Origin of the sequence: Meiothermus sp. (assembly GCF_026004075.1) — a bacterium.
Taxonomy (GTDB): domain Bacteria; phylum Deinococcota; class Deinococci; order Deinococcales; family Thermaceae; genus Meiothermus.
In genome coordinates this window covers 111206-136793 of the sequence record NZ_BPIK01000001.1, presented here as the reverse complement: position 1 = coordinate 136793, position 25588 = coordinate 111206, and the positions used below count along the sequence as shown (strand labels likewise).

Here is a 25588-nt window from a genome sequence, read left to right as displayed (position 1 = left end):
CGATCTCCTTTGCTTGGAACTTCCCACCGCAATGGGAAGACATCCCAAACCTCATAGGCCTATCCATGCCTCCACTGGATGGGCTGGGCCTAGGTCAAAGCGCAACACCTGGGTATCGCGCAAATAGACTCCCTGCTCCAACGCGGCTTGCTCGATAAAGGCCACCGGCGACGAACCAAGATGATGTCCGATAAATCCGTAGCGCTGGAAGGGTGGGTTCACCTCTATGGCCTGGCCCAGCAACACCGGGGCGCCTTGGGCCGTAAAGCCCATGGCTTGCACCACCTGGGCCTGTATCTGCAGGGTGTGGGGGGGGTGCCCTGCCCGGCCCAGCAGGGTGCCCTCGAGGGCCTGGACACCCGCAATACGACCCTCAAACCTGTAAAGCTGTAGTGCAGAAGCTGGCAAAGCGCCACCGATGGCCAGATGTTCTGCGGATTGGATTTTTTTGATCTGTACCTTAACTTCGGTGACGACCAGGCCTTGTGTATTAGCCAAGGCCATTAACGCAGCCAGGTGGTCGTCGCGACCCAGTGAGCCTCGCCCCACCCACAAAATCCCCAGGGCCAAAGCCCCCAACATCAGCCAACTTCCACCCAAGCTTGTCATCGCTCACCTCCAGATGGCAGCTTGCCAAGGGGCTCTTGACAGGGGCTTGACGGACTCTTAACAGCGTGCGCTGGTACAGAGGTACAATCGAAGGATGAAGCTGGCCAGCTTCGGCAAGGTGGGTTTGGAGGGGGTTGCTTTCTCGCGGCCCAAACCCTTGCTGCTGCTGGCCTACGTGACCCTGGAGGGCCCGCAGGAACGGCGCAAACTGGCCGAGCTGTTTTGGCAAGAAGGGGGCTCCAAAGCACTGGGCAATCTTTCGGTGGTGCTGGCCCAGTTCAAAAAAGAGGGAGCCGCCGAGGTTTTCCCCGACAAGCCAGGGGTCAACCCCCTGCCCAGCCAGGTCGGCTGCGACGCTTTGGAGTTCCTCGAGGCCCTAGAAGTGCGCGATCTCGAGCGGGCCATCGGGCTTTACGGCGGGCCTTTTCTGCACGATCTGGGCAAACCCGTGGAGGCGCTCGAGGTCTCCGATGAACTCCTGGACTGGGTGCTGGAGAAGCGAGAGTTCTTCGCACAGAAAGCCCAGGAGGCGATGCTCGAGCGGGCCGAGGAGCTGGTGGGGCAGCAGCCCAAACAGGCTCGAGCCTTGGCCGAGCGGGCCTATTCGTTGATCGAGGCCCCGGAGTTGGAACCCGCCCTGTTGACCCGCTTCCAGCAGTTACTGGCCCAGACCGGGAGCGATCTGAGCCGACGGGTGGGCTCGGCGGCAAAGGCCAGCCTCGATGACCTGCCCGAGACAGCCCGCAGGGTATTTCTGGCCCTAGCCCTGCAGGAACAGCCCAACCTCACCATCGTGCGAAGTGCCCTCGAGACCCCCTTAGGTGAACTCTCCCAGGCCCACGAAACCCTGATTCTTTCAGGACTGATAGACGCCAATAACCGCGTATTGGCCGGAGGAAGCGCCCAGGGCTGGCTCGAGGCCCATCCCAGCGAACGTCTCTCGCTGCTGCTGGCCCTGGCCCGCCACACCCCGCCCGAGGCGGCCTATGCTTTGTATCGCCAGATTCTCGAGCACACCCAGGGGTTTGGCGGGGTGGGGGATTTGCTCCGTGCCCGGACTGCCTACACCACCAGGGCCAAAACCCTGATGGTCGGGCTCAAGTTTGCCGAGGCCGCAGCCCTCCTAGAGCAAATCCGCGCTGTCGAGCGGGTGCTGGAGACCGACCCCGACTCGGAGAGCCGGTTCCTGGAAGCCTACGCGCTCGAGCGGTTGGGGCGCTTCAAGGAGGCCCTCGAATTGCTCCAAGCCCTGCCAGAAAAGCTCCGCAACCCCAACATCACAGCGCTCGAGTCGGTGTTGCTGTGGCGGCGGGGAATGCCCCAGGAGGCCCAGCAGGCCGCCAGGAGCGTTTTAGAAAGCGGGGTGAACTGGCTGTGGGCCAAGGCCACCGCCAACAACACCCTGGGCTATCTCGCTGGGTCGCGCGGAGATTTTCTCGAGGCTGCCTCCTACTTCAAAAAAGCTGCTGCCTTGTTCCAAACCGCAGGGGCCAGGGATCGCTGGGTGGGAAGCCTCAACAATTACGCCATAGAGCTGGACAAAATCGCCAGGGAAGCCGAAAAAAAAGGAGTGGATGCCACCGCCCTCGAGTCTGCCAGAGCCGAAGCCGAACAAGCCTACCGCCAAGCGCTGGAAGCCTTGGATCAAGCAGGCAAGAATCCTCTTCTGCGGGCAAGAATTCTACTCAACCTAGGCATTCTTTGGGAGCGCCGCAAAGACTGGGCTAGGGCAGAGGCTCAATACCTCGAAGCCGTTCCTTTTGCCGAGGCAGCCGGTGCTTTGGAAATCATCGCTCGACTGCACTTGAATCTGGGGTACACCTATTCCGCCCAGCGCAATTTTGCTGAGGCTAGGTCACGTTTCAGCAATGCTCTGCACTTCGCGTCTAAAGCAGGTGAGTTGCTAACCCAGGGCGTAGCCATGGCCCACCTCGCCGACTTGGACGACGATCCCGATGTATTGGAGGTTGCCCTGTCGCTCATGGAGCAGAGTGGGCACCTAGATGAGGTGGGGGATTTCCTGGTGAACTACGAGGGTGTGCTGAAGCGGTTGATTGGCAAAGCGCATACCCTCGAGCACCACGAAAAAGTGCGGCGCCTCGAGGGTCGGTTGGTTGCTTTGTATCAGCAGTACCGAAAAGACGATGGTTCGATGGATTCTCACGTCCTACCACCCCCACCCCGGCAAAACTGACCGCCAGAAATAGGATCGCCAACCTCCCAGGCTGCTGTTAAGAACCTGTTAAGACCTCCCTACTACCTTTGTAGTTAGGAATGCCCAGCCAACCATCGGCGCTCCCAACGAGGTGACCCAGATGAGTCGAACCGTGTTATTGCTGACCATGCTACTGGTCTTAATCGCCTGCAACACGCCCTTCCTCTCGGAAAAGGCGGAGATGGGTTATGGGGTTATGGCGGCCTCTACCTCCGCCGATCCCACCACCCGCCCGGCTTGGGGTCAACGGGTCGGTCTGGAGGTGGGAAACCAAACCATAACCAGGGTAGAGATCAACGATGTGGCTGTAGTTTGGACAAGAGTGGGAAATCAGGTGGTATTTGATCTGCCCAGTCCACCCCCCCTGCCTCCCAGTCTGCCCAGCACGCCTGTCCAGTACACCGACCGCGCCACGGTCAAGATCGAGGTGTTTGGTAATAACCTGAGCCAACCTTTCCTAACGAGGAATTGGACGCCCTACGGCTCGGCAGTAACCGGGGAGGTTAACGTCTTGCTGCTAAGCAGCAACTGCCCTTCCCAAGACGGAAGCTTTATGGGTATGGCCGTGGTCAACCGGTTTGCCGTGGGGCAGTTGTGCTTTTTCACCCTGAACATCGGTCAGCGTGATACCTTCACGACCCTCCAGAACCTCAAGAACAGCTTGAGCGAGCTGGCGGTAAGCCGAAATGTTTTCTTCAGCATGGATCAGGGCGGGGGCCTCAACTCCTACGATCCCACCTGCGGCCAGACCTACCACCACCTAGACCCCGCCTCGCTCAACTACCAGCTCATCCAAGGAACCAGCCTCAGGTCGCTGGTAGGGGCTAACTTCTCCACTGTGGGCAGTCCCACCGGCCTGGGTGTCACAGTCGCGGTGATTGGGGGCGGGGTCAATCCGGCCTGGCTGGGCAATCCTCCCCAGCTTGTGAGCGGCTACAACTTTGCCAATCCCGGTCAACCGACCAGCGAAGATTTCGCCTGCGATTTCGACCGCGACGGCACCAACGACCTGGCCGGTCACGACACCCACGTGGCCGCCATCATCCACAGCATCGCCCCCCAAGCCCAGCTCGTGCCCCTCAAGGTTTGCAACGGGGTCGGCGACTGCCGCTCGGCCTACATCGCAATGGCCCTGATGTACCTGATGAACCCGCCCTACAACGGGAGGGTCATCGCCAACGCGAGCAACGGCGGCCCCTTGCCCGACGATACCATCTTCCAGATTCTGCAAAGGCCCCAGCTCAGCGACCCCACCCGGTTCTTGCTCATCGCTTCGGCAGGCAACCAGAAAGAAGCTGTCTTACACTATCCGGGCGGCTATGCACCGGGCGCGACTCCTCCGGGAAGCCTGCCCAACGTGGTATCGGTGGGGGCGTTCGGTGTAAACGCCTCGAGCGGAGCCTACGAGCCAGCCATCTTCAACACCGCCCAGAACTTCGAGCTTCTCGCACCGGGCATCAACGTCTGCACCAATCCAGCTACCCAGTTCCGCTGTACAGCAGGGGCCGCCTACCCGGACAACCTGGGCTTGAGCGGCACCTCCTACGCAACCCCCTTCACGACCGCGGTCGCTGCGCTGTATGCCCAGGCCAAACCCGGTCAGAACCTGCGGAACCTGCTCCTGGCCAATGTAGCCCTAGATGTCACGGGAAGCACCCTGGGCCGGGTGCAATACAAACCCTAATTTTGCAAATACATGCTCTATAGTTCCGCCAAATCCACCCGCTCGAGCACGTCCAGCCCGCGCAGGGCTGAGAGCACCGCCTCGCGGGGGCGCTCGTCAATAGCCAGCACAAACAGGGCTTTACCACCGGGGTTGTCGCGGCCGAGCTGCATACCCGCAATGTTGATGTTGTTCTCGCCCAGCAGGGTGCCCACCTTGCCCACCACCCCAGGCCGGTCGCGGTTGATGCAGACCAGCATGCAACCGCTGGGTACGGCCTCCACCGTGTGGTCATCAATGCCCACGATGCGGGGCTTGCCGCCCAGCACCGCACCCCGCACCTTGCGGGTCTCCTTGTCGGTCTCGAGGCGCACCTCCAGCACCTGGCGGTAATCGAGCGGCTCCTGCACCTGCCGGGTCACCAGCGCGATGCCCCGGTCGCGCAGCAGCGGCCGGGCCGAGACCAGGTTGATGGCCCCGGCCTCCAGCACCTGCTCCAGCAGGCCCTTGGCTACTGCCGAGGCGATGGGGTCGGGGTTTTTCTCGAACTCGCCGTAGTACGAGACCTCCACTGCCTGCGGGCGGCCCTGGGTGATCTGGGCCAGCAGCTTGCCCAGAGCCTCGCCCAGCGGCAGCCAGGCCGAGAAGAGTTGCAGGCCCTCGGCATCGAAGCCGGTGTTGAGGGCGTGGGCCAGGTTGCCCTGCAGGGTCTCGATGACCCGCTCGAGCACCGCCTCGCCCACCCGCTCCTGGGCCTCTAGGGTGTTGGCCCCCAGGTGGGCGGTGTGCACCACCTTGGGGTGGTGTACCAGGGGGTGCTCGGCGTTGGGGGGCTCCTCCACAAACACGTCCAGCCCGGCCCCCCACAGGTGTCCGTCGTTCAGCACCTCCACCAGGGCTTTTTCGTCCACAATACCGCCCCGCGCCGCATTCACCACCACCGCCCCTTTGGGCAGCAGGTAAAGCTCGCGGCGGCCAATCAGGCCGCGGGTCTCCTCGGTGAGGGGGGTGTGTACGGTCAGGAAGTGGCACTGGCGCAGCATATCGGCCAGGTCGTCGAAAAGCTCGACCCCGAGGGTCTGGGCACGGCTGCGCGGGATGTAGGGGTCGTAGGCCAGCACCCGCATATCGAAGCCCTTGGCGAACTTGGCCACCTGCCCCCCAATGCGCCCCAGGCCCACGATGCCCAGGGTTTTGTGGTTGAGCTCGAGGCCCAGGTACTTGCGATCCCACTGGCCCTGCCGGATTTTCTGGTCGGACTCCACCAGGCCCCGCGCCGTAGCGAGCAGCAGAGCCCAGGCCAGCTCGGCGGCGGAGCGGGTATTGGCCTCGGGCACGTTCACCACCAGGATGCCCCGGCGGGAAGCGGCTTCCAGGTCTACGTTGTCCACCCCCACCCCACCCCGGCCCACCACCTTCAGGTTCACCCCAGCCTCCAGCACCCTGGCATCCACCTGGGTGCGGCTGCGGGTAATCAGGGCATCGTAGGCGCCAATCACCCGAAGAAGCTCCTCCCGCGCCATGCCGGGTTTGTAGTCCAGGCGTACCTGGGGGTGCTTAACCTCCCCCAGCCGCATCTCGTCGGTCACTAGCACTTTCCACATAGCTCTGGCCCTCGGTTGTATTTGGGATGGGTTGGGGACGTGCGCCCCAGATCAACACGCCTCAAACCTTATCATTTTGTGCGGTTTGGCACAATATAAAACCAAGGCACTGTCCCAAAGCCGCGCTTTTGCAAAGACAAAAGCCTGTGCTAGACTTACACCACGAAGAAGTACCACCCTCTGCGCCCACCATCCCCCAACCAGACCGGCAAGGCTCTGGCTGTTTAGATGGGTGCGCGTTCAGAAACAGGAGCCAAGATGAAAATAGCCATCGTAACCGACTCGACCTCCGACCTACAGACCCGCGCTGCCGAGATGGGCGTCGAGGTAGTTCCTTTGTACGTCAACTTCAAGGGCAAAATTCACAAAGACTGGGTTGAAATTACCCCCAACGATATCTTCGAGGGGGTCAAGGCCGGGGCCGGGATGCCCAGCACCAGCCAGCCCTCCCCGGTTGACTTCAAGGCCGCTTACGAACGGGCCCTGCAAAAAGCCGACCACGTGCTCTCGATTCACATCTCCTCCAAGCTTTCCGGCACCGTGCAGTCGGCCCAGCTCGCCAGCCAGGATTTTCCGGGCAAGGTGACGGTCTTCGATACGCTGGCGGCCAGCATGGGCATCGGGATGATGGTCGAGCGGGCCAAGGAGCTGCTCGACCAGGGGGCCGATCTGGGGCAGGTCTTGGTGGAGCTCGAGCGCATCCGCGCCGACCACACCGTGCGCTTTACCCTGGCTACCCTGGACTACCTCAAGAAAAACGGGCGCATCGGCGGGGCCCAGGCCCTGCTGGGTAGCCTACTGGGTATCAAACCCATCCTGACCCTCAAGGAGGGCCGGGTAGAGGCTGCAGGCCGGGCCCGGGGCGAGAAGAAGGCCCTGGCCGAGATGGTGGAAGCCCTCAAAAACTGGGCCGCAGGCCGCCAGAAAATCCGCATTTACTACCTCTACAACTCCAGCGTCGACGATCTGGCCGCCTTCAAAGCCGCCGTGCAGGCCGCCGGGCTGCCCCTGGAGGAGCGCCTCACCACCAGCATTGGCGGGGTGATCTCGACCCACACCGGGCCAGGGGTCTATGGGTTTTATGCCTACAGCCTGTAGTTAGGCTGGGGAGAGGCCCTGTGGCAAATCAGGAGGTAAACATGGAACGTACCGCATTCGTGGCCGACTCGACCCTGGGCCTCTCCCCGCAAGAAGCCCTCGAGCGGGGCATCTACCTGATTCCCCAGCAGGTCATCCTCGAGGGCCAGAGCTACCGCGACTACCTCGAGATGACCCCCGATCAGGTGATCCAGGCCCAGCTCGCGGGCAAAAAGGTGAGCACCAGCCAGGTTTCGGCAGCCGATCTGGAAGCTTTGTATAAGGATTTGCTCGAGAAATTCGACCGCATCGTTTCGGTGCACGTCTCCAGCAAGCTCTCGGGCACCTATTCGACCGCCCGCAAGGTGGCCGAACAATTTGGCAACCGCGTCAAGGTGATTGACGGCCTGACCCTGAACGGCGGGCTCTCGTTCGTGATCGAGGAGGCCCGGCGCAAGCTGGCCGCGGGGGTGCCCTGGGATCGGCTGGAAGAGGCCATCGCGCCGCTGGTGCAACGCATACGCGGCTTCGTGCTGCCAGCCACCCTGGAGTACCTGCACCGGGGCGGGCGCATCGGCGGACTGCAGCATTTCATAGGCTCGCTTCTAAAACTACTGCCGGTGCTGGAAGTCCGGGATGGGCTGGTGCGGCCCCTCGAGCGGGCCCGGGGCTGGCACAAAGGTTTGCAGCAGCTTGCCGAGGCCTTCCACAAAGCCTTTCCCGAAGGAGCCCGGGTGGTGCTGGCCCACGCCTACAACCCCCAGGGGGTCGAGGAATTGCGCAAACTGATCAGCCAGGAGGGTGTGGTCATCGAGGATGTGCGCGAATGCGGCCCGGCGGTGGCCGCCCACACTGGCCCCGGGACGGTGGCATTGTTTGCAGCGCCTCGCTAAGCCCTGGCACTTGGAAAACGCAGTTTGTTGCAAGGTGGAAGCCTCCCGTGGGGTACTTCGGGCTCCCCTCCCCTTTTCCTCGCTCCCCTGCTATTGTTGGGCCGTGCGTGCGGTGGTTCAGCGGGTTTCCCAGGCCAGCGTAGAAGTAGACGGTCAGACCGTCGGGCAGATTGGGCGAGGGCTGTTGGTGCTGCTGGGGGTGGGCCAGGGCGACACCCAGGAAGACGCCCTCTACCTGGCCCGTAAAATTGCCGGATTGCGCATCTTTGCCGATGCCGAAGGCAAGATGAACCTGGCCCTGGCCGACGTGGGGGGTGAGGTGCTGGTGGTCTCGCAGTTTACCCTCTACGGCGACACCCGCAAGGGCAACCGCCCCAGCTTTGTGGAGGCGGCGCCCCCCAACCAAGGCAAGCAGCTTTACGAACGTTTCTGCGACCTGCTAGCCCAGCAGGGCGTACATGTCGAGACCGGGGTCTTCCAGGCCCATATGCAGGTACACCTGATCAACGATGGCCCGGTCACCCTCTGGCTCGATACCGCCGAGCGGCTCCGGCCCCGGCGGGCCTAGCTGCGCTTCCAGCCTATTGCGCCCCGCATCATCCGCCGTGACCAAAACCGCGGTTTTGTGGGGCGATTGACAGGGCCCGGCCCGGTGGGATATAGTTCGTTCGCTAAACTTACTAAGTAACCAGGTCTTTGCAGGCAGATTATGGCCCGCACCACGCCCCTCGACCAACAAGCCATCAAGCGGCTCAACCGCCGCCTGATTCTGGAGGCCCTGCGCCGCCATGGCCCGCAGAGCCGGGCTGCACTGGCCCGGGCGGTGGGCCTCACCAAGAGCACGGTCTCCGCGCTGGTGCAGGAGATGCTGGAGGAGGGCTTGCTGGACGAAGGCAGCCAGCACAAGCCGGGCCTGGGCCGTCCGGGCACCGCGCTCGAGTTCTCCCCCCAGTACACCCTGGCCCTGGGGGTCGAGCTGGGCGTAGAAAACACGCAGCTCGTGCTGCTCGACCTGAATAACACCATCCACGACGAATGGGACTGGGTCGAAAGCCCCCACACCCCGCTAGCCGAGCGGCTATCCAAGCTAGCCGAGCAGGTGCAGAACCGGCTTTCCGATTCCACCCATTTGCTGGGGGTCGGGCTGGCCATCCCTGGGGTGGTCAACGGGCGAAACCTCATTTATGCGCCGGGCCCCGGCTGGCGCAACGAGCAGCCTGCGGAGATGCTCGAGGCCCTGCTCAAAGTGCCCACCCTGGTAGACAACGACGCCAACGCCGCTGCCCTGGGCGAGACCTTCTGGGGCGAACAGCAAAGCCCGCTGGTCTACGTGGTCATGACCACCGGCCTGGGCACCGGCCTGGTGGTGGACGGCCAGGTCTACCGGGGCCGCCTGGGGGCTGCCGGTGAGCTGGGCCACTGGCTCACCGGCCAGCCCCACAGCCGCAGCCGCGCCGGGGATGTGGAGGACACCCTGTCGCTGCGGGCCATGGTGGAACGCTACCAGGCCGCCAGCAACCGCAAAGAAGGCTTCTGGGGCATCCTGCAGCGGGCCGAGCAACAAGACCCCTACGCCCTGCAGGCCCTGCAAAACCTGGCCTACGAGCTGGGGCGCTTTGTGGTCAACCTGTGCGTCGCCTTCGATCCGGCGGTGGTGGTGCTGGGCGGGGCCGGGGCCGAGGCCTGGAAGTGGCTCGAGGCCCCCCTGCGCCAGACCATCCGCAACCTGGCTTTTATCCCCGAACACGCCGAAATACCCGTCAAACCCAGCGCGTTCGGACATCTGGCTCCGGCTATGGGTGCTGCGGCCCTGGTGCTGCAGCGCTTTTTAGCAAATGGTGGAACCGGGGAGTGGAGCCCGCCAATCTCCCCCCTGGGAACCCGGTCAACCATTGGCGTATAAACCTAATAGGAGGACACCCATGAAGAAGTTATTCCTAACCCTGGCGGCCCTGGCCCTCGGCACTGTGGGGCTGGCCCAGTCGGGAAAACTGGAGATCTTTTCCTGGTGGGCCGGCGACGAAGGCCCCGCACTGCAAGCCCTGATTGATCTGTACAAGAAACGCTACCCCAACGTAGAGGTCATCAACGCCACCGTCACGGGCGGCTCCGGCGTGAATGCCCGGGCCGTGCTCAAAACCCGCATGCTGGGTGGCGACCCCCCCGATAGCTTCCAGGTGCACGCCGGGCAGGAGCTCATCGGCACCTGGGTGGTGGCCGACCGCATGGAAGACCTGACCGGGCTTTTCAACCAGGAAGGCTGGATGACCAAGTTCCCCAAAGGGCTCATTGACCTGCTCTCCTACAAGGGCAAGATCTACAGCGTGCCGGTCAACATCCACCGTTCCAACGTAATGTGGTACGTCCCAGCCAAGCTGCGCGAATGGGGGGTGCAGCCGCCCAAAACCTGGGCCGAGTTCCTGACCGTCTGCCAGACCCTCAAAAGCAAGGGCCTCGAGGCCCCCCTGGCCCTGGGCGAGAACTGGACGCAACAGCACCTGTGGGAGTCGGTGGCCCTGGGTGTGCTGGGCGCCGCCGACTACGCCAACCTCTGGACCGGCAAACTGCGCTTCAACGACCCCAAAGCAGTCGCGGTGTGGAACACCTTTGGCCGGGTGCTGGACTGCGCCAACAAGGACGCCTCGGGCCTGAGCTGGCAGCAGGCTGTAGACCGGGTGCTCGAGGGCCAGGCCGCCTTCAACATCATGGGCGACTGGGCCGCTGGCTACATGACCACCACCAAGGGCCTCAAACCCGGCGAAGGCTTCGGCTGGGCCCCCGCCCCCGGCACCGCCGGCGTGTTCATGATGCTCTCCGACTCCTTCGGCCTGCCCAAAGGCGTGAAGAACCGCACCAACGCGCTCAACTGGCTGCGGCTTCTGGGCTCCAAAGAAGGCCAGGATACCTTCAACCCGCTCAAGGGCTCCATTGCCGCCCGCACCGACTCCGACCCCAGCAAGTACAATGCCTACCTGCAGTCGGCCATGCGCGACTGGAAGTCCAACCGCATCGTAGGCTCGCTGGTGCACGGCGCGGTGGCCCCCGAGTCCTTCATGAGCCAGTTTGGCACCGTGATGGAAATCTACCTCTCGAGCCGCAACGCCCAGGCCGCGGCCAACGCTGCCCAGGCCATCGCCACCCAGGTACGTCTGGGTCAGTAAGCTTCGCCGGGGCAGGCCCGAAGGCCTGCCCCTTCTTTTCCAAGAGCCATATTTTTAGGCAAACAAACCAAGAACCGGGATTTTTTCTTCAAACGCAGTACCCGCCCCAGAGGTGAAAATGCGCTGGTTCAACAACAAAGATACCCTGTACGGCTTCCTGGTCATCCTGCCCTCGCTGGTGCTGCTGGGCATTTTCGTGTACGGTTTTATCTTTCAGACCTTTTATACCTCCCTCACCGACTGGGGCAAAGACCCGGCCCAGGCCCTCTCGGCCAACCCGCAGATTCGCTTCATCGGCTTTGAAAACTACCGCGAACTCTTTACGGGCCTGGTAGATTCTCGCTTCCGTCAGGACTTAGTGAACACCTTTTTCTTCACGGTGTTTTTTATCCTGGGCTGCCTGAGTGTGGGCCTGGGGCTGGCCATCGTGCTCGACCGAAGCCCCCGGGGCGAGGGGTTTTTCCGCACCATCTTTTTGTTCCCCATGTCGCTCTCGTTCATCGTCACCGGCACCATCTGGCGCTGGATGCTACAGCCGCAGGGCGGCGTCAACCAGCTTCCCACCCTGGTAGGGCTGCCCAAGGGCGAGTTTGCCTGGCTGACCAGCCGCGAGCAAATCTGGCAGGTAAGCTGGAACGACCTGCCTTTCATCACCGCCCTGGTGGTGAGCGCTGTGCTGATATTTATCGCTATCACGGCCTTTAGAGGGGGTGAGCGGCGGCGGGGTTACATCGCCTCCGGCTCGGCAGCCTTGCTGCTCTTGTGGGCCTTCACCCTGGGCCGTAGCCTGCAACCCCTCCCCTACGACGAGCCCCACGGCTTCAACCTGGCCTTTATCGGCATCATTCTGGCGGCAGTCTGGCAGATGTCGGGCTACACCATGGCCCTCTACCTGGCCGGGCTGCGCGGCATCCCCGAGGAGTTGCGCGAGGCTGCGCGGGTAGACGGGGCCTCGGAGTGGCAGCTCTACCAGCGGGTGATCTTCCCGTTGCTGGCCCCCATCACCCTCTCGGCCATGATTATCCTGGGCCACATCTCCCTCAAAATCTTCGACCTGATTTTTGCCATGGCCGGGGCCGACAACGCCCCCACCGACGTGCCGGCCCTGCTCATGTACCTGACCACCTTCCGGGCCAATCAGATTGCCAAAGGCGCGGCCATCGGCATGATTCTGCTATTGCTGGTAGCTGCCGTGATTGTGCCCTACCTGTACAGCCAGCTCAAAAGCGAGGTGCGGCGATGATCGGGCGCGTCCTGCAATACACAGTTCTGTTTATCGCTACGCTGTTTTTCCTGCTGCCGGTGTACCTGGTTATCGTCACCGCGTTCAAGGAACCCTCGGCCATCACCCTGAGCAGCACCTGGCAACTACCCCAGGTCTGGTACTGGGAGAGCTTCACCCAGGCCTGGACGGCCTTTGCACCCAAGCTGCAAAACAGCTTCTTCCTCACCATCACCGCCACCATCCTCTCGGCCCTGCTGGGCTCCCTGAACGGCTACGTGCTGGCCAAATGGAAGTTCCCTGGGGCCAACATCGTCTTCCCGCTGATGCTCTTTGGGATGTTTATTCCCTACCAAGCGGTGTTGATTCCCCTGTTCCAGTTTGTGCGCGAGATTGGGCTGGGCGGTAGCCTGTGGGGCCTGATTCTGGTGCACGTGGTGTACGGCCTGCCCATCACCACCCTGATCTTCCGCAACTACTACGCCGAAATCCCCGACGAGATGATCGAAGCCGGGCGCATCGACGGCGCGGGCTTCTTCGGCATCTACAGCCGCATCGTGTTTCCGCTCTCGGTGCCGGGGTTTGTGGTGGTGATCATCTGGCAGTTTACGCAAATCTGGAACGAGTTTTTGTTCGCCGTAACCCTGGTGAGCAGCCCCGCCAACCAGCCCATTACGGTGGCGCTGGCCCAGCTCGCCGGCGGCGAGGCGGTCAAGTGGAACCTCCCCATGGCCGGCGCCTTGCTAGCAGCGCTACCAACGCTATTGGTGTATATCTTCCTGGGCCGCTACTTCATCCGGGGGCTTTTGGCGGGGTCGGTGAAGGGGTAGGACAGCCAGGCTTTAGGGTTTGCCCAAGGCGCTCAGGAGCAGCCTGGTTACGTCCTTTGCCAAACGTGTCATCCGCTGCGCCGAAACTCAACCGAAGGCCTACCCTCAAGAAGCCCTGCAACGGAGATATCTTCGTCAATTCTGGGCCAGTGAATGCCCTCCCCATTACCGAGCAACTCATACTCGGCACGCTCCTGCGGATCGGCTTTTGCCAGGCGGGGAAACCAGACGATGGGCACAGCCAAACGTCGGCCGTCCGATAGTGTGACGATAAGTTCGTCCTCGGTGCACTCGACTGCACTGGCAAGAATAGGTTTAGCGGCTAAAGAACTCATTCCATGCCTCCTCAAACACTTCCTTGTTTTCTTCTACAAGCTTGAGCAGCTTCGATAGCTCCTGCGCAGAAAAGCCGCTACTGCTCGCATATGCCACGGGTTTAAGCCAAAACTTTGCCAAAGCGCGGTCTCGCTGAACATGGATATGTGCAGGCTCCTCATTCTCGTTGGCATAGAAGAAAAAACGATACGGGCCGATACGCAAAACCGTAGGCACATATTTATCTTAGCGCCTGGCGCGTGGTTATACCGCAACGGCGGACGTTGACAGTCAAGGAACAATTTAGCTTTCCCATTTCTGAGCTTAGTGTGATACGCATTCCGGCAGTATCCTTCACTTTTGAAAGCCCAAACGATACTGCCGGAATATACTCCTACTCCCTTCGGTCGGCTCGAACCCTTCGCCTTTGATGACACCCAAAGGTGAAGGGTTCAATCGGAACCGGTATGAGAAGCCATTCGGATTCGTCTTCTAGGCGACAACATCGAATAGTCTGGCTTGTTTTTGTTCGCTTTTGGTTTTTCGCGAGTGCCTTGGCAAGTAGGGCTGAATCAAGTTCAGCCCGCTTTTTCCTGGCTCGAGCCGTACAGCCTATCGGCCAGCGCGGTGATTTCCGAGCCCAGCGCCAGGCGTTCCAGCCATGCAGTTGGGATTCCTTGAGCGCCGTAGTAGGCCCCTGCTACCTGCCCGCATACCGCAGCGGTGGTGTCGGCATCCTCGCCCAGGTTGGCCGCCGCCAAGACTGCCTCGGCAAAGCTGTTGGTATGCACAAAGCACCACAAGGCCGCCTCGAGGCTCTCGACCACATACCCGGTGCCGCGAAGCGCCTCCCTGGGTTTCTCGAGGTAGGCCCCCTGGGCGATGGCCACAATCTTCTCCGCCCCGGTAAAGGTGTTGCTGTCGGCCAGCACCACTTCGTCCTTGGGCCTGCCCAAAAGCGCCCGGCAGATGATGCGGGCCAGCAGCCGGCAGGCATCGAGGCACTCGGCGGCCCCGTGGGTGGTTCGGGCGCTCTCGGCCGCGTAGTGCTCTGCTGCCTGTAGGTTCGGGAAATAGAACATGGGCACCGGGGCCAGCCGCATGATGCAGCCGTTGCCCGCAGTGTGGGGGTGGCTCGAGCCCGCATAGGGGTCTTTGGTTTGTCGAAACCTGTCCAGGGCGGTACGGACGGTTGTACCGATATCAAAACAGCTTCCCGTGCTGCTCAGGTAGCCGGTTTCCTGCCACAGGCAGTACCGGTTCATCTGGTCGAGGGCATCGAACCCGCCGCGCTCCTTCAGGCTGGTAGCCAGGCACAGCGCCATCGAGGTGTCGTCGGTCCACTGGCCGGGAAGGAGATGGAAGGGGCCCCCACCCACCATATCGGTGAGCGGCTCGAAGCTACCTCGAGGGCGAAACTCCACCGCCGCCCCCACCGCATCGCCAACCGCAAGGCCCAGGAGGCAGCCACGGAAGCGGTCTTGTAGGCTCATATCTAAGCCCTGCCTCACTTTGGCTGGCTCATAGAAACGATGGTTCCCTGAGCCAGCGCACACAGAATTTCTCTATCATCTACAACCACAAACACCTGGCACTGGCAAACCGCCTGGCTTTTGCCCGCGTGCACCACGTTGGCGCGGGCCACCAGCGCCTGGCCTTTGGCCGGACGGATGTAGTTGATTTTGTACTCGGAGGTGACCACCGCCGGGCCCAGCGCCGTACCTCCAGCAAAGGTAAGGGCGTTGTCGGCGGCATACGAGATCACCCCACCGTGAACAAAGCCGTGTTGCTGCTTCAACGGATCGGTTATTGGTATACGTAGCTCAACAGAACCGGGCCCGAACGATGTGATCTGCGCGTTGAGCAGTAGACTAAACGGTTGCGAACGGAGTACGGCCTGAGCAGCTTCAAGTGTGGGTTCCATAGGCCTAGATCGAGTCTTTTCAAAATTATATGCCGAGGGACATAGCAGGCTAAAAACCCCCAGCCAGCTAGTGTCGCTGGGGCATCAAAACAGCTTCTGGGCCGCTCGAGCCAGCTCGAAGCCGCGCTTATCCCGGTTGGTACAACGCAGCCGGGCCGGGGACACCTCGCAGCGGAAACCGCCCTCGCTCCAAACCTTGCCGTAGGCCAGCACGGGCAGCCGGGGGTCGGCCACGGTATCGCCCACGCAGAGCCGCTGGGCTTTGCCCCGCTCGCCCAGGCCAAAGGCGTTGCCCCAGTCCAGCTCGCAGTCTTTGGGCTTGGCCGGGGGGCGGGCCTGGTTTTTGAGCAGGTCGCAGCGCAGGCCTGCTTCCTGGGTGAGGCGGTCTACATAAGCTACGCAGTGGATGTTGCCCGAAGGGGTCTGGAAGCCGCCCAGCTCAAAATAGCTCTGGGCCAAAGCGGTGGAGAGCAGAAGGGCCAGCACAACGCATCTTTTCACGCTTATCTCCGGATGCGGAAGGAGTCCAGCATGGGTTTGATGAGGGGGTCGTAGGTGTTTTTTTCGGCGGTGGGGTACTCGAGGTACAGGGTATAAAACACCCCGTTCTCGAGCCTTTTATACTCGTAGACCACGCGGTTGCCCCTAAGGCCCGAGACGGCATAATAGGTGGGCTTCAGCACCTTATAGCTCACGCGCAGGTTCTGCTGGGCCTGCTGGAACTGCTCCTCCAGCGTAAAGACATAGGCATCCAGCGCGCCCGAAACTACCAGGCGGGCCGCACCCCGGCGAAAAGCCTGCCCGTCGCCGTTTTGCGGGGGTGGCTCGGGGGTCATGAAGGCCGGGCGTTGCAGGCAAAAGCCGAAGCGGGCATTGCAGTAGGTCGTCCACTGGGGTTGGGCCAGGGCCAGGCCCAGCAGGCAGAGCCAGAATATCCAGCGGGGCATAAGTTACTTCTTCTCCGGGGCAAAGTCGCTGAATAGGTTAGCCCAGGTTACCCCGTCCACCACGCCATCCGTGCGCACTTTTATTCCACTGGCACTTGCAAGCTGGCGCTGAAAGGCCACCACCGCAGCCTGGGTCTTGGGGCCAAAAACGCCGTCGGCCGCGCCCACCTCGCGGTAGCCGAGCTCGAGCAAGCGCTGTTGCAGGCTGCGCACCAGGGCTCCTTGCAGGCGGGGGTTTTGCAGTTGCAAAGGGCGCGAGAACAGGGGGGCTTTGGGGCTGCCGCTATAGAACATGGCCACCCAGGTGTTAGGCCCCACCGTGCCTTTGGGGTCGCCCTGCACCCCTTCAACCTCCTGGAAGTTGATTACCGCCTGCCAGGTGCGGGGGCCGTAGATACGGTCGAGTTCGCCTACCTCGGGATAGCCGGCATTGAGCAAAAAGCTCTGCACGCTGTACACGTCTTCGCCTTGCAGGCGGGTGCGCTCGAGGCTGATGGAGCGGCTGTAGAAGCTGGCCTGGGCCTGAACCTGCCAGCCTAGCAAAAAGCAGAGGGCGACGAAAAGCAGGGTGAGATAGTTTCGCATGGAAGTCCTTTCTGACTAAACATTAGCAAACCCAGGACACGGGCCAGGGTTATTTGCTTCGGTCTGGGGCGCAAAACCCATGCAAGGCGATATACTCTGGCTACTCGTTATGGTCGGCTACGTCGTGAACCGTCTGCTCGCCGCCATCCCCACCCTGCTGGGCGTGGCGGTCATCACCTTTTTGCTCATGCGGGCCGTGCCGGGTGATGTGGTCACCAGCCTGGTAGGCCTCGAGGCCAACGTCAGCCCCGAGCGCATGGCCGAGCTGCGCCGCCTGTTCGGGCTCGACCTGCCGCTGCACGTGCAGTTTGGGCAGTGGCTGGGGGCCGTACTCCAGGGCGATTTTGGCAGCAGCCTGCGCACCGGGCGCGAGGTGGCCCAGGATCTGGCCCTGCGCTTTCCGGTCACCCTCCAGCTCACCCTGATGGGCCTTTTAACCGCCCTGCTGATTGCCGTGCCGCTGGGGGTGCTGGCGGCCATCCGGCGGGGCGGGTTTGTGGATTATTTCGCCTCGCTCTTTGCCATTCTGGGCCTTTCGGTGCCGGGGTTCTTTCTGGCTTTGCTGCTCATTTTGCTCTTTGCCCTGGCCCTGGGCTGGCTGCCCCCCGCCGGGTTTGTGCCCCTGGCCGAAAACCCCCTGGAAAACCTCCGGCACATGCTGCTGCCGGCCCTCTCGCTGGGCCTGATTCTGGCCGGGGCGGTGACCCGGATTCTGCGCAGCTCGATGCTCGAGGTGCTCTCGCGCGACTACATCCGCACCGCGCGGGCCAAAGGGCTGGCCGAGCGGGTGGTGATCTTCCACCATGCCCTGCGCAACGCCCTGATTCCGGTGGTCACGGTAATTGGCATCCAGTTCGGCTCGCTGCTGGGCGGGGCCGTGATCATCGAGCAGGTCTTCAGCCTGCCCGGCGTGGGGCGCTTTGCCCTCGAGGGCATCAACCTGCGCGACTACCCGGTGGTGCAGGGCACGGTGCTGTTTGTAGCCAGCGCGGCGGTGCTGGTCAACCTTTTGGTGGACTTGCTCTACTCGCTCATAGACCCCAGGATTCGGTATGAGTAACCCACTCGAGGCACCCCTCAGAAGCGCTGAAACCGGGCGCTCGAGCCCACCCTTTTCCCTACCATCATGACCACTGCTTCCCCCAACTCCCATCTGGCCCTGGTCGTCCGGGCTTTGCTGCGCAACCGCTCTGCCGTCATTGGCGGCCTCATCACCCTGGTGGTGCTGCTGGGCGCGCTCCTGGCCCCCATCATTGCCCCCTGGGACCCCCTCAAGTTCGACCCCCCCAACCGCCTCAGCGGCCCCTCCCCCGAGCACTGGCTGGGCACCGACCAGTACGGGCGCGACCTGCTCTCGAGGGTGCTCTATGGCGCGCGCTTTTCGCTCTCGGTAGCGGCGGTCTCGGTGCTGGCAGGGTTGCTGGTGGGCGGCACCCTGGGCCTGCTGGCCGGCTACTTCAGGGGCTGGCTCGACCTGACCATCTCCCGCCTGGCCGACATCCTGATCGCCTACCCGGCCATCCTGCTGGCCATCGCCTTTCTGGCTTTTTTGGGGGGCGGCTTCATCAACCTGGTGCTGGCCATCTCGGTGGTGTTTGTGGGGCCCTTCATCCGGGTAGCCCGGGCCGCCGTTCTAACCGTGCGCGAGGAACTTTACGTGGAGGCCGGGCGGGCCATGGGCGCTTCAGATGCCCGCATGATCTTCCGCACCATCCTGCCCAACGCGGCCGCCCCCCTCATCGTGGAGGTCACGCTGCGCTTTGCCTATGCGGTGCTGGCCGAGGCGGCTTTGTCGTTCCTGGGCCTGGGCATCCAGCCCCCCTTCCCGGCCCTGGGCTCCATGGTCTCGGAGGGGCGGGCCTTCCTCTCGCTTTCGCCCTGGGGCTCGCTGGTGCCGGGGTGCGCCATCGTGCTGATGGTGCTGGGCTTCAACCTGCTGGGCGATGGCCTGCGCGACGCCCTCGACCCCCGGCTGCAAAAGGCTTAGTGTTGGTTGTATACCGGTATAATCACCGACAAGGAGGCGCAATGAAAAGACTGTTGGTTCTGCTCGTGCTGGTTCTGGCCGCGGTATCGCTGGCGCAAAAGACGGGGGGCATCCTGCGGGCCGGGATGCAGACCGACCCGGTGGGCCTCGACCCCCACACCACCAACGCCACCGCCAGCCGCAACGTGCTGGAAAACATCTACGACACCCTGGTCATGCTCGATAGCAAAGGCCGCATTGTGCCGGGGCTGGCCCAGTCCTGGAGTGTCTCGGCGGACGGCCTGACCTGGACCTTCCGCCTGCGTCCGGGCGTAACCTTCCACAACGGCGACCCCCTCAAGGCCTCCGACGTGGCCTTCTCCATCAACCGCATCAAAGACCCGGCCACCAAGAGCCCCCGCGCCAACGACTTCGCCCTGGTACGCTCGGTCACGGCCCCCAACGACAACACCGTGGTCATCACCCTCTCCCAGCCCTTCTCTCCCCTGCTGGCCAAGCTGGCCTTCAGCACCAACGCCATTGTTTCGGAGAAGGTAACCAGAGAAAACAACAACGACCTCAACAAGGCCGTGATTGGCACCGGGCCTTTCCGCTTTGTGGAGTACATCCCCCAGACCCGCCTGGTGGTGCGCAAGTGGGATAAGTACTGGCAAAAAGACAACCAGGGCCGCCCCCTGCCCTACCTGGACGGCATCACCTACACCTTCTACCCCGACCCCGCCGCCCGCTCCACCGCGCTCCGGGCCGGGGCCGTGGACTGGATCGAGTACGTTACCGCCGCCGATGTACGGCCGCTCAAAGCCGACCGCAACCTGGTGGTGATGGGCGGGCCCTCGGCCAACTTCCGGGCGCTCTACTTCAACACCACCCGTGAGCCCTACAACAACCCCAAGGTGCGCCAGGCCATCGCCTACGCCATTGATAAAAAGGCCATCGTGGATCTGGCCCTCTTCGGCACCGGCGGCATTGTGGCCCGTGGCACCACCATCCCCTCGGGGGCCTATGCCTACACCAACAGCCCCTACAACACCCGCGATGTAGCCAAAGCCAAGCAGCTCCTGGCCGAGGCCGGCCTGCCCAACGGCTTCACCATGAACCTCTACGTCACCTCCACCTACGACTTCCTGCGCACCCCCGCCGACGTGATCCGCGACAACCTGGCCGAGGTGGGCATCCGGGTGAACATCCAGGCCGAGGACTGGAACGTGTACCTGCCCAAGGCCCTGCGGAGCGAGTTCGACGTGACCCTGCTGGGCACCTCGGGCCAGGCCGACCCCGACGACTACCTCTTCAACACCTTCCACCCCTCCTCGGCGCTGAACCTCTCCAAGTACAAGAACGACCGGGTCACCCAGTTGCTGGAGCAGGGGCGGCGGGTCTCGAGCCAGAGCGAGCGCCAGCGCATCTACACCCAGGTGCAGGAGCTGGTTCTGCAGGATAGCCCCATGGCCTTCCTGTTCCACTCCGCCCAGTACGAGGCTATGAACCGCCGCGTGCAGGGCTTCTTGCACTTCCCCAACACCAGCTACCTGGCCTTCCGCTACACCTGGCTACAGTAAGCCTATAGCCATAAGGCGAGCCCATCGGGCTCGCCTTGTTCGTTTATCTATCCCGGATAGCAACCCTGCCACGCAGCAAAAACAAGAAACCTGTTGGTGCAACCTCGGGAAGAACACACTAAACTTCAATCTGCGCGAAACGGGCGTTCTCCTCGATGAACTCGCGGCGGGGCTGCACGTCCGAGCCCATCAGGTCGTCGAAAATCTGGGCGGCGTAGGAGGCGTCTTTCATCTCCACCTTTTTCAAAACCCGCCGGGCGGGATCCATGGTGGTCTCCCAGAGCTGCTCGGCGTTCATCTCACCCAGGCCCTTGAAGCGCTGGATTTCGTAGGTTTTGTCGCCAATGTTGGCCAGGGCTTTTTTGAGGGCTTCGTCGTCGAAGATGTACTCGACGTGTTTGCTCTTGCCCACCCGCAGTCCGTACAGGGGGGGCTGGGCCACGTACAGGTAGCCCTGCTCGATGATGGGGCGCATATAGCGGTAGAAGAAGGTGAGCAGCAGGGTGCGGATGTGCGAGCCGTCCACGTCGGCGTCGGTCATGATGATGATCTTGTGATAGCGCAGGTCTTCGATGTTGAAGTGGGCCTCTTCGTTGTCCTTGCCGCCAATGCCCGCCCCAATGGCCGCCACCATGGCCCGCACCTCGGCGTTTTTGAGGGCTTTGTTCAGGCCGGCCTTCTCGACGTTGAGAATTTTGCCGCGCAAAGGCAGGATGGCCTGGAAGCGGCGGTCGCGCCCGCTCTTGGCGCTGCCACCCGCGCTATCCCCTTCCACGATGAAGAGTTCGGCCTCGGCGGGGTCTTCCGACTGGCAGTCGGCCAGCTTGCCGGGTAGGTCGTCGGACTCGAGGGGGTTGGCCCGGCGCACCAGCTCGCGGGCCTTGCGGGCCGCCTCACGGGCCTGGGCCGCACGCTGGGCTTTTTCGTAGATCATCTTGGCGATACGGGGGTTTTCCTCGAGGTACTCGGAAAACTTCTCGTACACCACCTTGCTTACGGCAGTACCGGCCTCGGGGTTCAGGAGCTTGCCCTTGGTCTGGCCCTCAAACTGCGGCTGGGGAATCTTGACCGAGATTACGCAGGAAATACCTTCCAGCAGGTCGTCGCCGGTAGGCTCCAGGTCCTTGACCAGGCCAGCCTTCTTGGCATAGGCGTTGATGGCGCGGGTGTAGGCGGTCTTGAAGCCCGAGACATGGGTTCCCCCATCCACGGTTGGAATCATGTTGGCAAAGCTCACCAGGTCGGCGCTGTAGCCCTTGGTGTGCACCAGGCCCACCTCCACCCCCACCGCTTCCACCTGGCCCTGCAAGAGCACCGGCTTGTCGTAAAGCAACTCCTCGCCGTCGGCGCGGAATTTGGCGAATGAGGCCACCCCGCCTTTGTCGTAGAAAACCTCTTCCTTTTGGTGAACCTCGTCCTTGAAGACCAGCTTGAGGCCCGCCACCAAGAAAGAGACCTCGCGCAGGCGCACCCGCAGGCGGCTGGCCTCGAATCGTTGATCGGGACCAAAAATCTGGGGATCGGGCAGAAAGGTTACGCGGGTGCCGCGCTTGCCCTTGGGGGCCTCCCCCACCACCTGCAGGGGCTTGGTGACCTCCCCTCGGCTAAACTCGATCAGGTAGTGCTTGCCATCGCGGAAGACCTCCACACGGGTGTACTCGGACAGGGCGTTCACCACGCTGGCCCCCACCCCGTGCAAACCGCCCGAAACCTTGTAAGCCCCCTCTTCGAACTTGCCCCCCGCGTGCAGCACAGTGTAGATCACCTCTACTGCAGGCTTTTGCTCTTCGGGCATGATGTCCACCGGAATCCCACGCCCGTTGTCCTCCACCGTGATGGAGCCGTCGGGGTGCAGGGTGGTAATGATCTCAGTAGCAAACCCAGCCAGGGCTTCGTCCACCGCGTTGTCGAGAATTTCTTTGAACAGGTGATGATAGCCATCGGCCTGGGTACCGCCAATGTACATAGCCGGACGGTGGCGAACCCCTTCCAGGCCTTTCAAAACCTTAATTGCGGATGCGTCGTAGCTGGTGGTAAGGTCAGTGCTCACCTGAACAGTATACCATGTTTTGTTATTTGCGTAATAAAAAGAGCGGGGTAGGATGTCGTCAAATAGTGCGTCCTGGACAGTTATAATGTGGTTTTCCTGGGAAAACTCAAGCAGTTTTCATGCTGCCATTGGAGGCATAAAGAGCTTTTTAAGCGTGTGCGACAGATTTATACGTCTTGTTTTCCGCACCGGCAGCCCATGCAAATTCCGGTAAAAGCAAAAAGTGCCCGGCCCACCTTAGCGTTTAACCGAACCCACCGCGCTAATGGCGTGCTCGCTCGAGCCCGTACTCAGGCGCAGGCGCTTGCCCAGCTCACGCCACCAGATGTAGGCGGGGCTATCCAGGCGTTTGATGTGCTCGAGGTCGGCCTCCTTGCGCCAGCTTTTGAGTCGCAGCAAAAACAGGTTCAGGAACAGGTCGCGGTATTCGGCGCTGGCACGCCCCATGTGAAAATGAAAACGCACACCACGGTGCTGCGAAAAAGAGATGATGATGGGCACGCCTTCGGGACCTTCTACCGGGATTTCCACGGTGGTGTCGGTAAAGGTGGAGGCGGTGAACTCGTATTCCTCCTGAATCATCCCGAGCTCGAGCAAAATTAGAGCAAACGCCCGCATCTCGAGGCCATTAATCTCGCGGTAGATGCGATCGATAAGGTCGTAGGTTGGGCTGTAGTGAAACTGCTCGCCCTCCTGCTCGGCCCACCACATGGCATACTGGCCCTTGGGGGCGCTCAGGGAAGCCTGAATAAAAAGCCGGTCGCGGTAGGTCACGGGTTCCAGGGTTTCGGGGTAGATGGATAGCAGGTCGTCGGTGCTGTAGTAGATGGGGCGGATGCGCCCCCAGCGCTGGGCCAGCTCCTGCACCGCCACGTAGTGGGCCGCAGCTTTTTCGTCGGCTACAGGATAAAAGAAAAGGTCGTATTCGCCGTCTTCGGCCCGCACCCGCAAGGGGATTTCCAGAACCCCTTCCCGGGTCAGGCGCAGCACATCGGCTTCCAGCACCTGGATACCCGATTTGCGAAACAGGGTCTCTACGCTGGTGGCGAAAATCAGGCGGTTGGCTGCCTTAACTTCGGGCGCAGTGCTATTGATAAGGCCCTCGAGGCGGACTTTGGGCCAGTGGGTGGGAGCGTTGGTATAAAGTTCGTGCATGATAACAACCAAAAGAGGCAGTGTCTAACCAAGGAAAGTCTAGCCCCTCTGGAGCAAAAACCCTGTGACATTTAATAAGCACCGGCGTTATGCGAATAACCCCTTCGGGTGAAGGGTATTGCAGTTGGGGCATGTTGGTTGGCCGCACAATAGAAGCAATGTCCCGAGGCGTTCGACTGTATGTGGCTCTGGTTTTGTTGGTGGTGGGGTTGGTAGTGTGGTGGGTGATGAGCCAGGCTGCCGAAAAACGTCTGAACCCCAACAAGCGCGACTGGGAGAGTTTTGTGGCCCGCCAGGTGGCCGAGCAGACCGCCCCTTCTAGTTACCCGTTGCGGCGCAAGCTGGACTTTACCCCCTTTGAAGCAGCTTTGAACCGGCTCGAGGCGGAAACCCTCGAGCGCCTGCAAACCCTTACCCAGCAGGCCACCATCGCCGAGCTACAAGCCCTGATGCAGGCCGGGCAGCTCACTTCCGAAGAGCTTACGCTTTTTTATCTGTGGCGCATCCGCCGCTACAACGACCAGCTCCGCGCCTATCTGGAGGTGAACCCCGAGGCGCTCGAGGAGGCTCGAGCCCGCGACCAGGAACGCCAGCAAGGGCAGGTGCGTGGCCTGCTGCACGGCATCCCTATCAGCCTGAAGGACAACATCTCCACCCGAGGCCCTTTGCACACCACCGCCGGGGCCGCGGTGCTGTCCCAGCACATCGCCGACCAGGACGCTTTTATCGTGCAAAGGCTGCGGGCCGCCGGGGCGGTTGTGCTGGGCAAAAACAACCTCTCGGAGTGGGCCAACTTCATGACCAGCCAGTCGGTCAACGGCTACAGCACGCTGGGCGGCCATACCCGCAACCCTTACGGGCCGTTTGATGTGGGGGGCAGCAGCAGCGGCACAGCGGTGGCCGTAGCCGCCAACCTGGCCGTGGCCGGCATCGGCACCGAGACCTCGGGCTCGCTCGTCTACCCCGCCGCCCAGAACAGCCTTTTCACCCTCAAGCCCACCCTGGGCCTGGTCAGCCGCGACCGCATCATCCCCATCACCGCTGCCCAGGACACCGCCGGCCCCATGACCAAAAAGGCCCCCGACCTGGCGGTCTTGATGTCGGTGCTCACCGGGTACGACCCTGGCGACCCCCAGACCCAGATGGCCCGGGGTTTCACCTTCCCCACCGTATCCCCATCCCCGCCGGCCGCGCTGCGGGTGGGCTGGGTACAGCACATCCAGCGCAGGGGCGACCAGGAAGCGCTGGAGCAGGTCGCACAGGCCCTGCAAAACCTGGGGGCCGTGGTGGTGCCGGTGCCCTTTCCCGAGAGTTCCATCGAGATGATGCCGGTGCTGCACGCCGGTATGCGGCGCGACCTGGCCCACTACCTAAAGACCACCGGGGCTGCAATTGAGGGCTTGCAGGACGTGATCGAATACAACCGCCAGCACCCCGAGGCCATGCGCTACGGGCAGAACTTGCTCGAGGTCTCGCTTTCGCACCCCCTATCCGACGCCGAGTACCAGGCCCTGGTGCAGAAAAACCGCCAGCAGGGCCGCGAGAGGCTGCTCGAGCTGATGCAGGCCCACCGGGTGGATGTGCTGCTGGCCATCAGCAACAGCCTGAGCCTGCTCACCTCCACCTCGGGCTTTCCGGTGGTGAATTTTCCGGCGGGCTACCGCGAGAGCGGCGAGCCGGTGGGGGCCTCGCTGGTGGGCCCGGCCCTGCAAGACCCCCTGCTGATTGGCCTGGCCCAGGCGGTTGTAGAGCGGCTGGGCATCCACCGGCCCCCCATCCTTCGGTAAACTTT

The 25588-nt window shown here is 62.3% G+C and carries 24 protein-coding genes; 13 read left to right on the top strand and 11 right to left on the bottom strand.

Annotated features, from left to right (window positions below; translation table 11 throughout):
- Positions 1-51: 51 nt before the first annotated feature.
- Complete coding sequence (locus Q0X18_RS00660; RefSeq protein WP_297557303.1) at positions 52-609, bottom strand: hypothetical protein; 558 nt, start codon at positions 607-609, stop codon at positions 52-54.
- A 94-nt stretch (positions 610-703) separates the two neighbouring features.
- On the opposite strand from Q0X18_RS00660, the gene Q0X18_RS00655 reads away from it, so the two are divergent.
- Positions 704-2803, top strand: a complete 2100-nt coding sequence (locus Q0X18_RS00655; protein WP_297557301.1) for a tetratricopeptide repeat protein — start codon at positions 704-706, stop codon at positions 2801-2803.
- A gap of 121 nt (positions 2804-2924) precedes the next feature.
- Positions 2925-4508 carry a S8 family serine peptidase gene (locus Q0X18_RS00650; RefSeq protein ID WP_297557300.1) on the top strand — a complete coding sequence of 528 codons (1584 nt, stop codon included), beginning with the start codon at positions 2925-2927 and terminating at the stop codon, positions 4506-4508.
- Between the two features lie 17 nt (positions 4509-4525).
- On the opposite strand, the gene serA is transcribed toward Q0X18_RS00650, so the two are convergent.
- Entirely contained in the window at positions 4526-6091 is a 1566-nt protein-coding gene (serA, locus tag Q0X18_RS00645) for a phosphoglycerate dehydrogenase (protein WP_297557298.1), read from the bottom strand.
- A 258-nt stretch (positions 6092-6349) separates the two neighbouring features.
- Here serA and Q0X18_RS00640 point away from each other — a divergent pair, with 258 nt between their 5' ends.
- From Q0X18_RS00640 to Q0X18_RS00610, 7 genes are all read left to right on the top strand, one after another.
- Positions 6350-7189, top strand: coding sequence for a DegV family protein (locus Q0X18_RS00640; protein ID WP_297557296.1), 840 nt, complete (start codon positions 6350-6352; stop codon positions 7187-7189).
- Between the two features lie 41 nt (positions 7190-7230).
- The gene (locus Q0X18_RS00635) at positions 7231-8061 is read left to right on the top strand and encodes a DegV family protein (protein WP_297557295.1); all 831 of its coding nucleotides are present in this window, start codon (positions 7231-7233) and stop codon (positions 8059-8061) included.
- Positions 8062-8164: 103 nt separating this feature from the next.
- On the top strand, positions 8165-8629 hold the full coding sequence (gene dtd, locus Q0X18_RS00630; protein WP_297557294.1) for a D-aminoacyl-tRNA deacylase: 465 nt from the start codon (positions 8165-8167) through the stop codon (positions 8627-8629).
- Between the two features lie 141 nt (positions 8630-8770).
- On the top strand, positions 8771-9964 hold the full coding sequence (locus Q0X18_RS00625) for an ROK family transcriptional regulator (RefSeq protein ID WP_297557293.1): 1194 nt from the start codon (positions 8771-8773) through the stop codon (positions 9962-9964).
- Positions 9965-9983: 19 nt separating this feature from the next.
- Positions 9984-11222: an ABC transporter substrate-binding protein gene (locus Q0X18_RS00620; protein ID WP_297557292.1), complete on the top strand. Its 1239-nt coding sequence runs from the start codon at positions 9984-9986 to the stop codon at positions 11220-11222.
- A 118-nt stretch (positions 11223-11340) separates the two neighbouring features.
- Complete coding sequence (locus Q0X18_RS00615) at positions 11341-12465, top strand: carbohydrate ABC transporter permease (protein WP_297557291.1); 1125 nt, start codon at positions 11341-11343, stop codon at positions 12463-12465.
- Positions 12462-13274 (top strand): carbohydrate ABC transporter permease, encoded by an 813-nt coding sequence (locus tag Q0X18_RS00610; protein WP_297557290.1) that lies wholly within the window; start codon positions 12462-12464, stop codon positions 13272-13274. Before Q0X18_RS00615 ends, Q0X18_RS00610 begins: the two co-directional genes overlap by 4 nt.
- A gap of 68 nt (positions 13275-13342) precedes the next feature.
- On the opposite strand, the gene Q0X18_RS00605 is transcribed toward Q0X18_RS00610, so the two are convergent.
- The 7 genes from Q0X18_RS00605 to Q0X18_RS00575 form a co-directional block, all read right to left on the bottom strand.
- A complete protein-coding gene (locus Q0X18_RS00605) occupies positions 13343-13609 on the bottom strand; it encodes a DUF2442 domain-containing protein (protein ID WP_081985563.1) in 267 nt (88 codons plus the stop codon).
- Complete coding sequence (locus tag Q0X18_RS00600; protein WP_036199308.1) at positions 13590-13826, bottom strand: DUF4160 domain-containing protein; 237 nt, start codon at positions 13824-13826, stop codon at positions 13590-13592. The genes Q0X18_RS00605 and Q0X18_RS00600 overlap by 20 nt, the downstream gene beginning before the upstream one ends.
- A 341-nt stretch (positions 13827-14167) precedes the next feature.
- Positions 14168-15082 (bottom strand): ADP-ribosylglycohydrolase family protein, encoded by a 915-nt coding sequence (locus tag Q0X18_RS00595; RefSeq protein ID WP_297557287.1) that lies wholly within the window; start codon positions 15080-15082, stop codon positions 14168-14170.
- Positions 15083-15096: 14 nt separating this feature from the next.
- A complete protein-coding gene (locus Q0X18_RS00590; protein WP_297557285.1) occupies positions 15097-15513 on the bottom strand; it encodes a PaaI family thioesterase in 417 nt (138 codons plus the stop codon).
- 84 nt (positions 15514-15597) lie between these two features.
- Positions 15598-16014, bottom strand: a complete 417-nt coding sequence (locus Q0X18_RS00585; RefSeq protein ID WP_297557283.1) for a DUF6636 domain-containing protein — start codon at positions 16012-16014, stop codon at positions 15598-15600.
- Positions 16015-16016: 2 nt separating this feature from the next.
- Positions 16017-16460 carry a hypothetical protein gene (locus tag Q0X18_RS00580; protein WP_297557281.1) on the bottom strand — a complete coding sequence of 148 codons (444 nt, stop codon included), beginning with the start codon at positions 16458-16460 and terminating at the stop codon, positions 16017-16019.
- A gap of 3 nt (positions 16461-16463) precedes the next feature.
- The gene (locus Q0X18_RS00575; RefSeq protein WP_297557279.1) at positions 16464-17045 is read right to left on the bottom strand and encodes a peptidoglycan-binding protein; all 582 of its coding nucleotides are present in this window, start codon (positions 17043-17045) and stop codon (positions 16464-16466) included.
- Between the two features lie 109 nt (positions 17046-17154).
- Between Q0X18_RS00575 and nikB the strand changes: the two genes are divergently transcribed.
- From nikB to Q0X18_RS00560, 3 genes are all read left to right on the top strand, one after another.
- The gene (gene nikB / locus Q0X18_RS00570) at positions 17155-18105 is read left to right on the top strand and encodes a nickel ABC transporter permease (protein WP_297557277.1); all 951 of its coding nucleotides are present in this window, start codon (positions 17155-17157) and stop codon (positions 18103-18105) included.
- 66 nt (positions 18106-18171) lie between these two features.
- Positions 18172-19032 carry an ABC transporter permease gene (locus Q0X18_RS00565; RefSeq protein ID WP_297557275.1) on the top strand — a complete coding sequence of 287 codons (861 nt, stop codon included), beginning with the start codon at positions 18172-18174 and terminating at the stop codon, positions 19030-19032.
- A 41-nt stretch (positions 19033-19073) separates the two neighbouring features.
- A complete protein-coding gene (locus Q0X18_RS00560; protein WP_297557272.1) occupies positions 19074-20591 on the top strand; it encodes an ABC transporter substrate-binding protein in 1518 nt (505 codons plus the stop codon).
- 118 nt (positions 20592-20709) lie between these two features.
- Here Q0X18_RS00560 and Q0X18_RS00555 read toward each other — a convergent pair whose 3' ends face one another.
- Complete coding sequence (locus tag Q0X18_RS00555) at positions 20710-22641, bottom strand: DNA topoisomerase subunit B (protein ID WP_297557270.1); 1932 nt, start codon at positions 22639-22641, stop codon at positions 20710-20712.
- 237 nt (positions 22642-22878) lie between these two features.
- On the bottom strand, positions 22879-23796 hold the full coding sequence (locus Q0X18_RS00550) for a hypothetical protein (protein WP_297557269.1): 918 nt from the start codon (positions 23794-23796) through the stop codon (positions 22879-22881).
- Positions 23797-23954: 158 nt separating this feature from the next.
- Between Q0X18_RS00550 and Q0X18_RS00545 the strand changes: the two genes are divergently transcribed.
- Positions 23955-25583 (top strand): amidase family protein, encoded by a 1629-nt coding sequence (locus tag Q0X18_RS00545; RefSeq protein ID WP_297557268.1) that lies wholly within the window; start codon positions 23955-23957, stop codon positions 25581-25583.
- Positions 25584-25588 lie beyond the last annotated feature (5 nt).

Bases quoted from the DNA above. Each gene is read 5' to 3' on its own strand.
- Q0X18_RS00660 (WP_297557303.1), bottom strand. From the start codon at position 609: ATGACAAGCTTGGGTGGAAGTTGGCTGATGTTGGGGGCTTTGGCCCTG.
- Q0X18_RS00655 (WP_297557301.1), top strand. From the start codon at position 704: ATGAAGCTGGCCAGCTTCGGCAAGGTGGGTTTGGAGGGGGTTGCTTTC.
- Q0X18_RS00650 (WP_297557300.1), top strand. From the start codon at position 2,925: ATGAGTCGAACCGTGTTATTGCTGACCATGCTACTGGTCTTAATCGCC.
- serA (WP_297557298.1), bottom strand. From the start codon at position 6,091: ATGTGGAAAGTGCTAGTGACCGACGAGATGCGGCTGGGGGAGGTTAAG.
- Q0X18_RS00640 (WP_297557296.1), top strand. From the start codon at position 6,350: ATGAAAATAGCCATCGTAACCGACTCGACCTCCGACCTACAGACCCGC.
- Q0X18_RS00635 (WP_297557295.1), top strand. From the start codon at position 7,231: ATGGAACGTACCGCATTCGTGGCCGACTCGACCCTGGGCCTCTCCCCG.
- Q0X18_RS00625 (WP_297557293.1), top strand. From the start codon at position 8,771: ATGGCCCGCACCACGCCCCTCGACCAACAAGCCATCAAGCGGCTCAAC.
- Q0X18_RS00620 (WP_297557292.1), top strand. From the start codon at position 9,984: ATGAAGAAGTTATTCCTAACCCTGGCGGCCCTGGCCCTCGGCACTGTG.
- Q0X18_RS00615 (WP_297557291.1), top strand. From the start codon at position 11,341: ATGCGCTGGTTCAACAACAAAGATACCCTGTACGGCTTCCTGGTCATC.
- Q0X18_RS00610 (WP_297557290.1), top strand. From the start codon at position 12,462: ATGATCGGGCGCGTCCTGCAATACACAGTTCTGTTTATCGCTACGCTG.
- Q0X18_RS00605 (WP_081985563.1), bottom strand. From the start codon at position 13,609: ATGAGTTCTTTAGCCGCTAAACCTATTCTTGCCAGTGCAGTCGAGTGC.
- Q0X18_RS00595 (WP_297557287.1), bottom strand. From the start codon at position 15,082: ATGAGCCTACAAGACCGCTTCCGTGGCTGCCTCCTGGGCCTTGCGGTT.
- Q0X18_RS00590 (WP_297557285.1), bottom strand. From the start codon at position 15,513: ATGGAACCCACACTTGAAGCTGCTCAGGCCGTACTCCGTTCGCAACCG.
- Q0X18_RS00580 (WP_297557281.1), bottom strand. From the start codon at position 16,460: ATGCCCCGCTGGATATTCTGGCTCTGCCTGCTGGGCCTGGCCCTGGCC.
- Q0X18_RS00575 (WP_297557279.1), bottom strand. From the start codon at position 17,045: ATGCGAAACTATCTCACCCTGCTTTTCGTCGCCCTCTGCTTTTTGCTA.
- nikB (WP_297557277.1), top strand. From the start codon at position 17,155: ATGGTCGGCTACGTCGTGAACCGTCTGCTCGCCGCCATCCCCACCCTG.
- Q0X18_RS00565 (WP_297557275.1), top strand. From the start codon at position 18,172: ATGACCACTGCTTCCCCCAACTCCCATCTGGCCCTGGTCGTCCGGGCT.
- Q0X18_RS00560 (WP_297557272.1), top strand. From the start codon at position 19,074: ATGAAAAGACTGTTGGTTCTGCTCGTGCTGGTTCTGGCCGCGGTATCG.
- Q0X18_RS00550 (WP_297557269.1), bottom strand. From the start codon at position 23,796: ATGCACGAACTTTATACCAACGCTCCCACCCACTGGCCCAAAGTCCGC.
- Q0X18_RS00545 (WP_297557268.1), top strand. From the start codon at position 23,955: ATGTCCCGAGGCGTTCGACTGTATGTGGCTCTGGTTTTGTTGGTGGTG.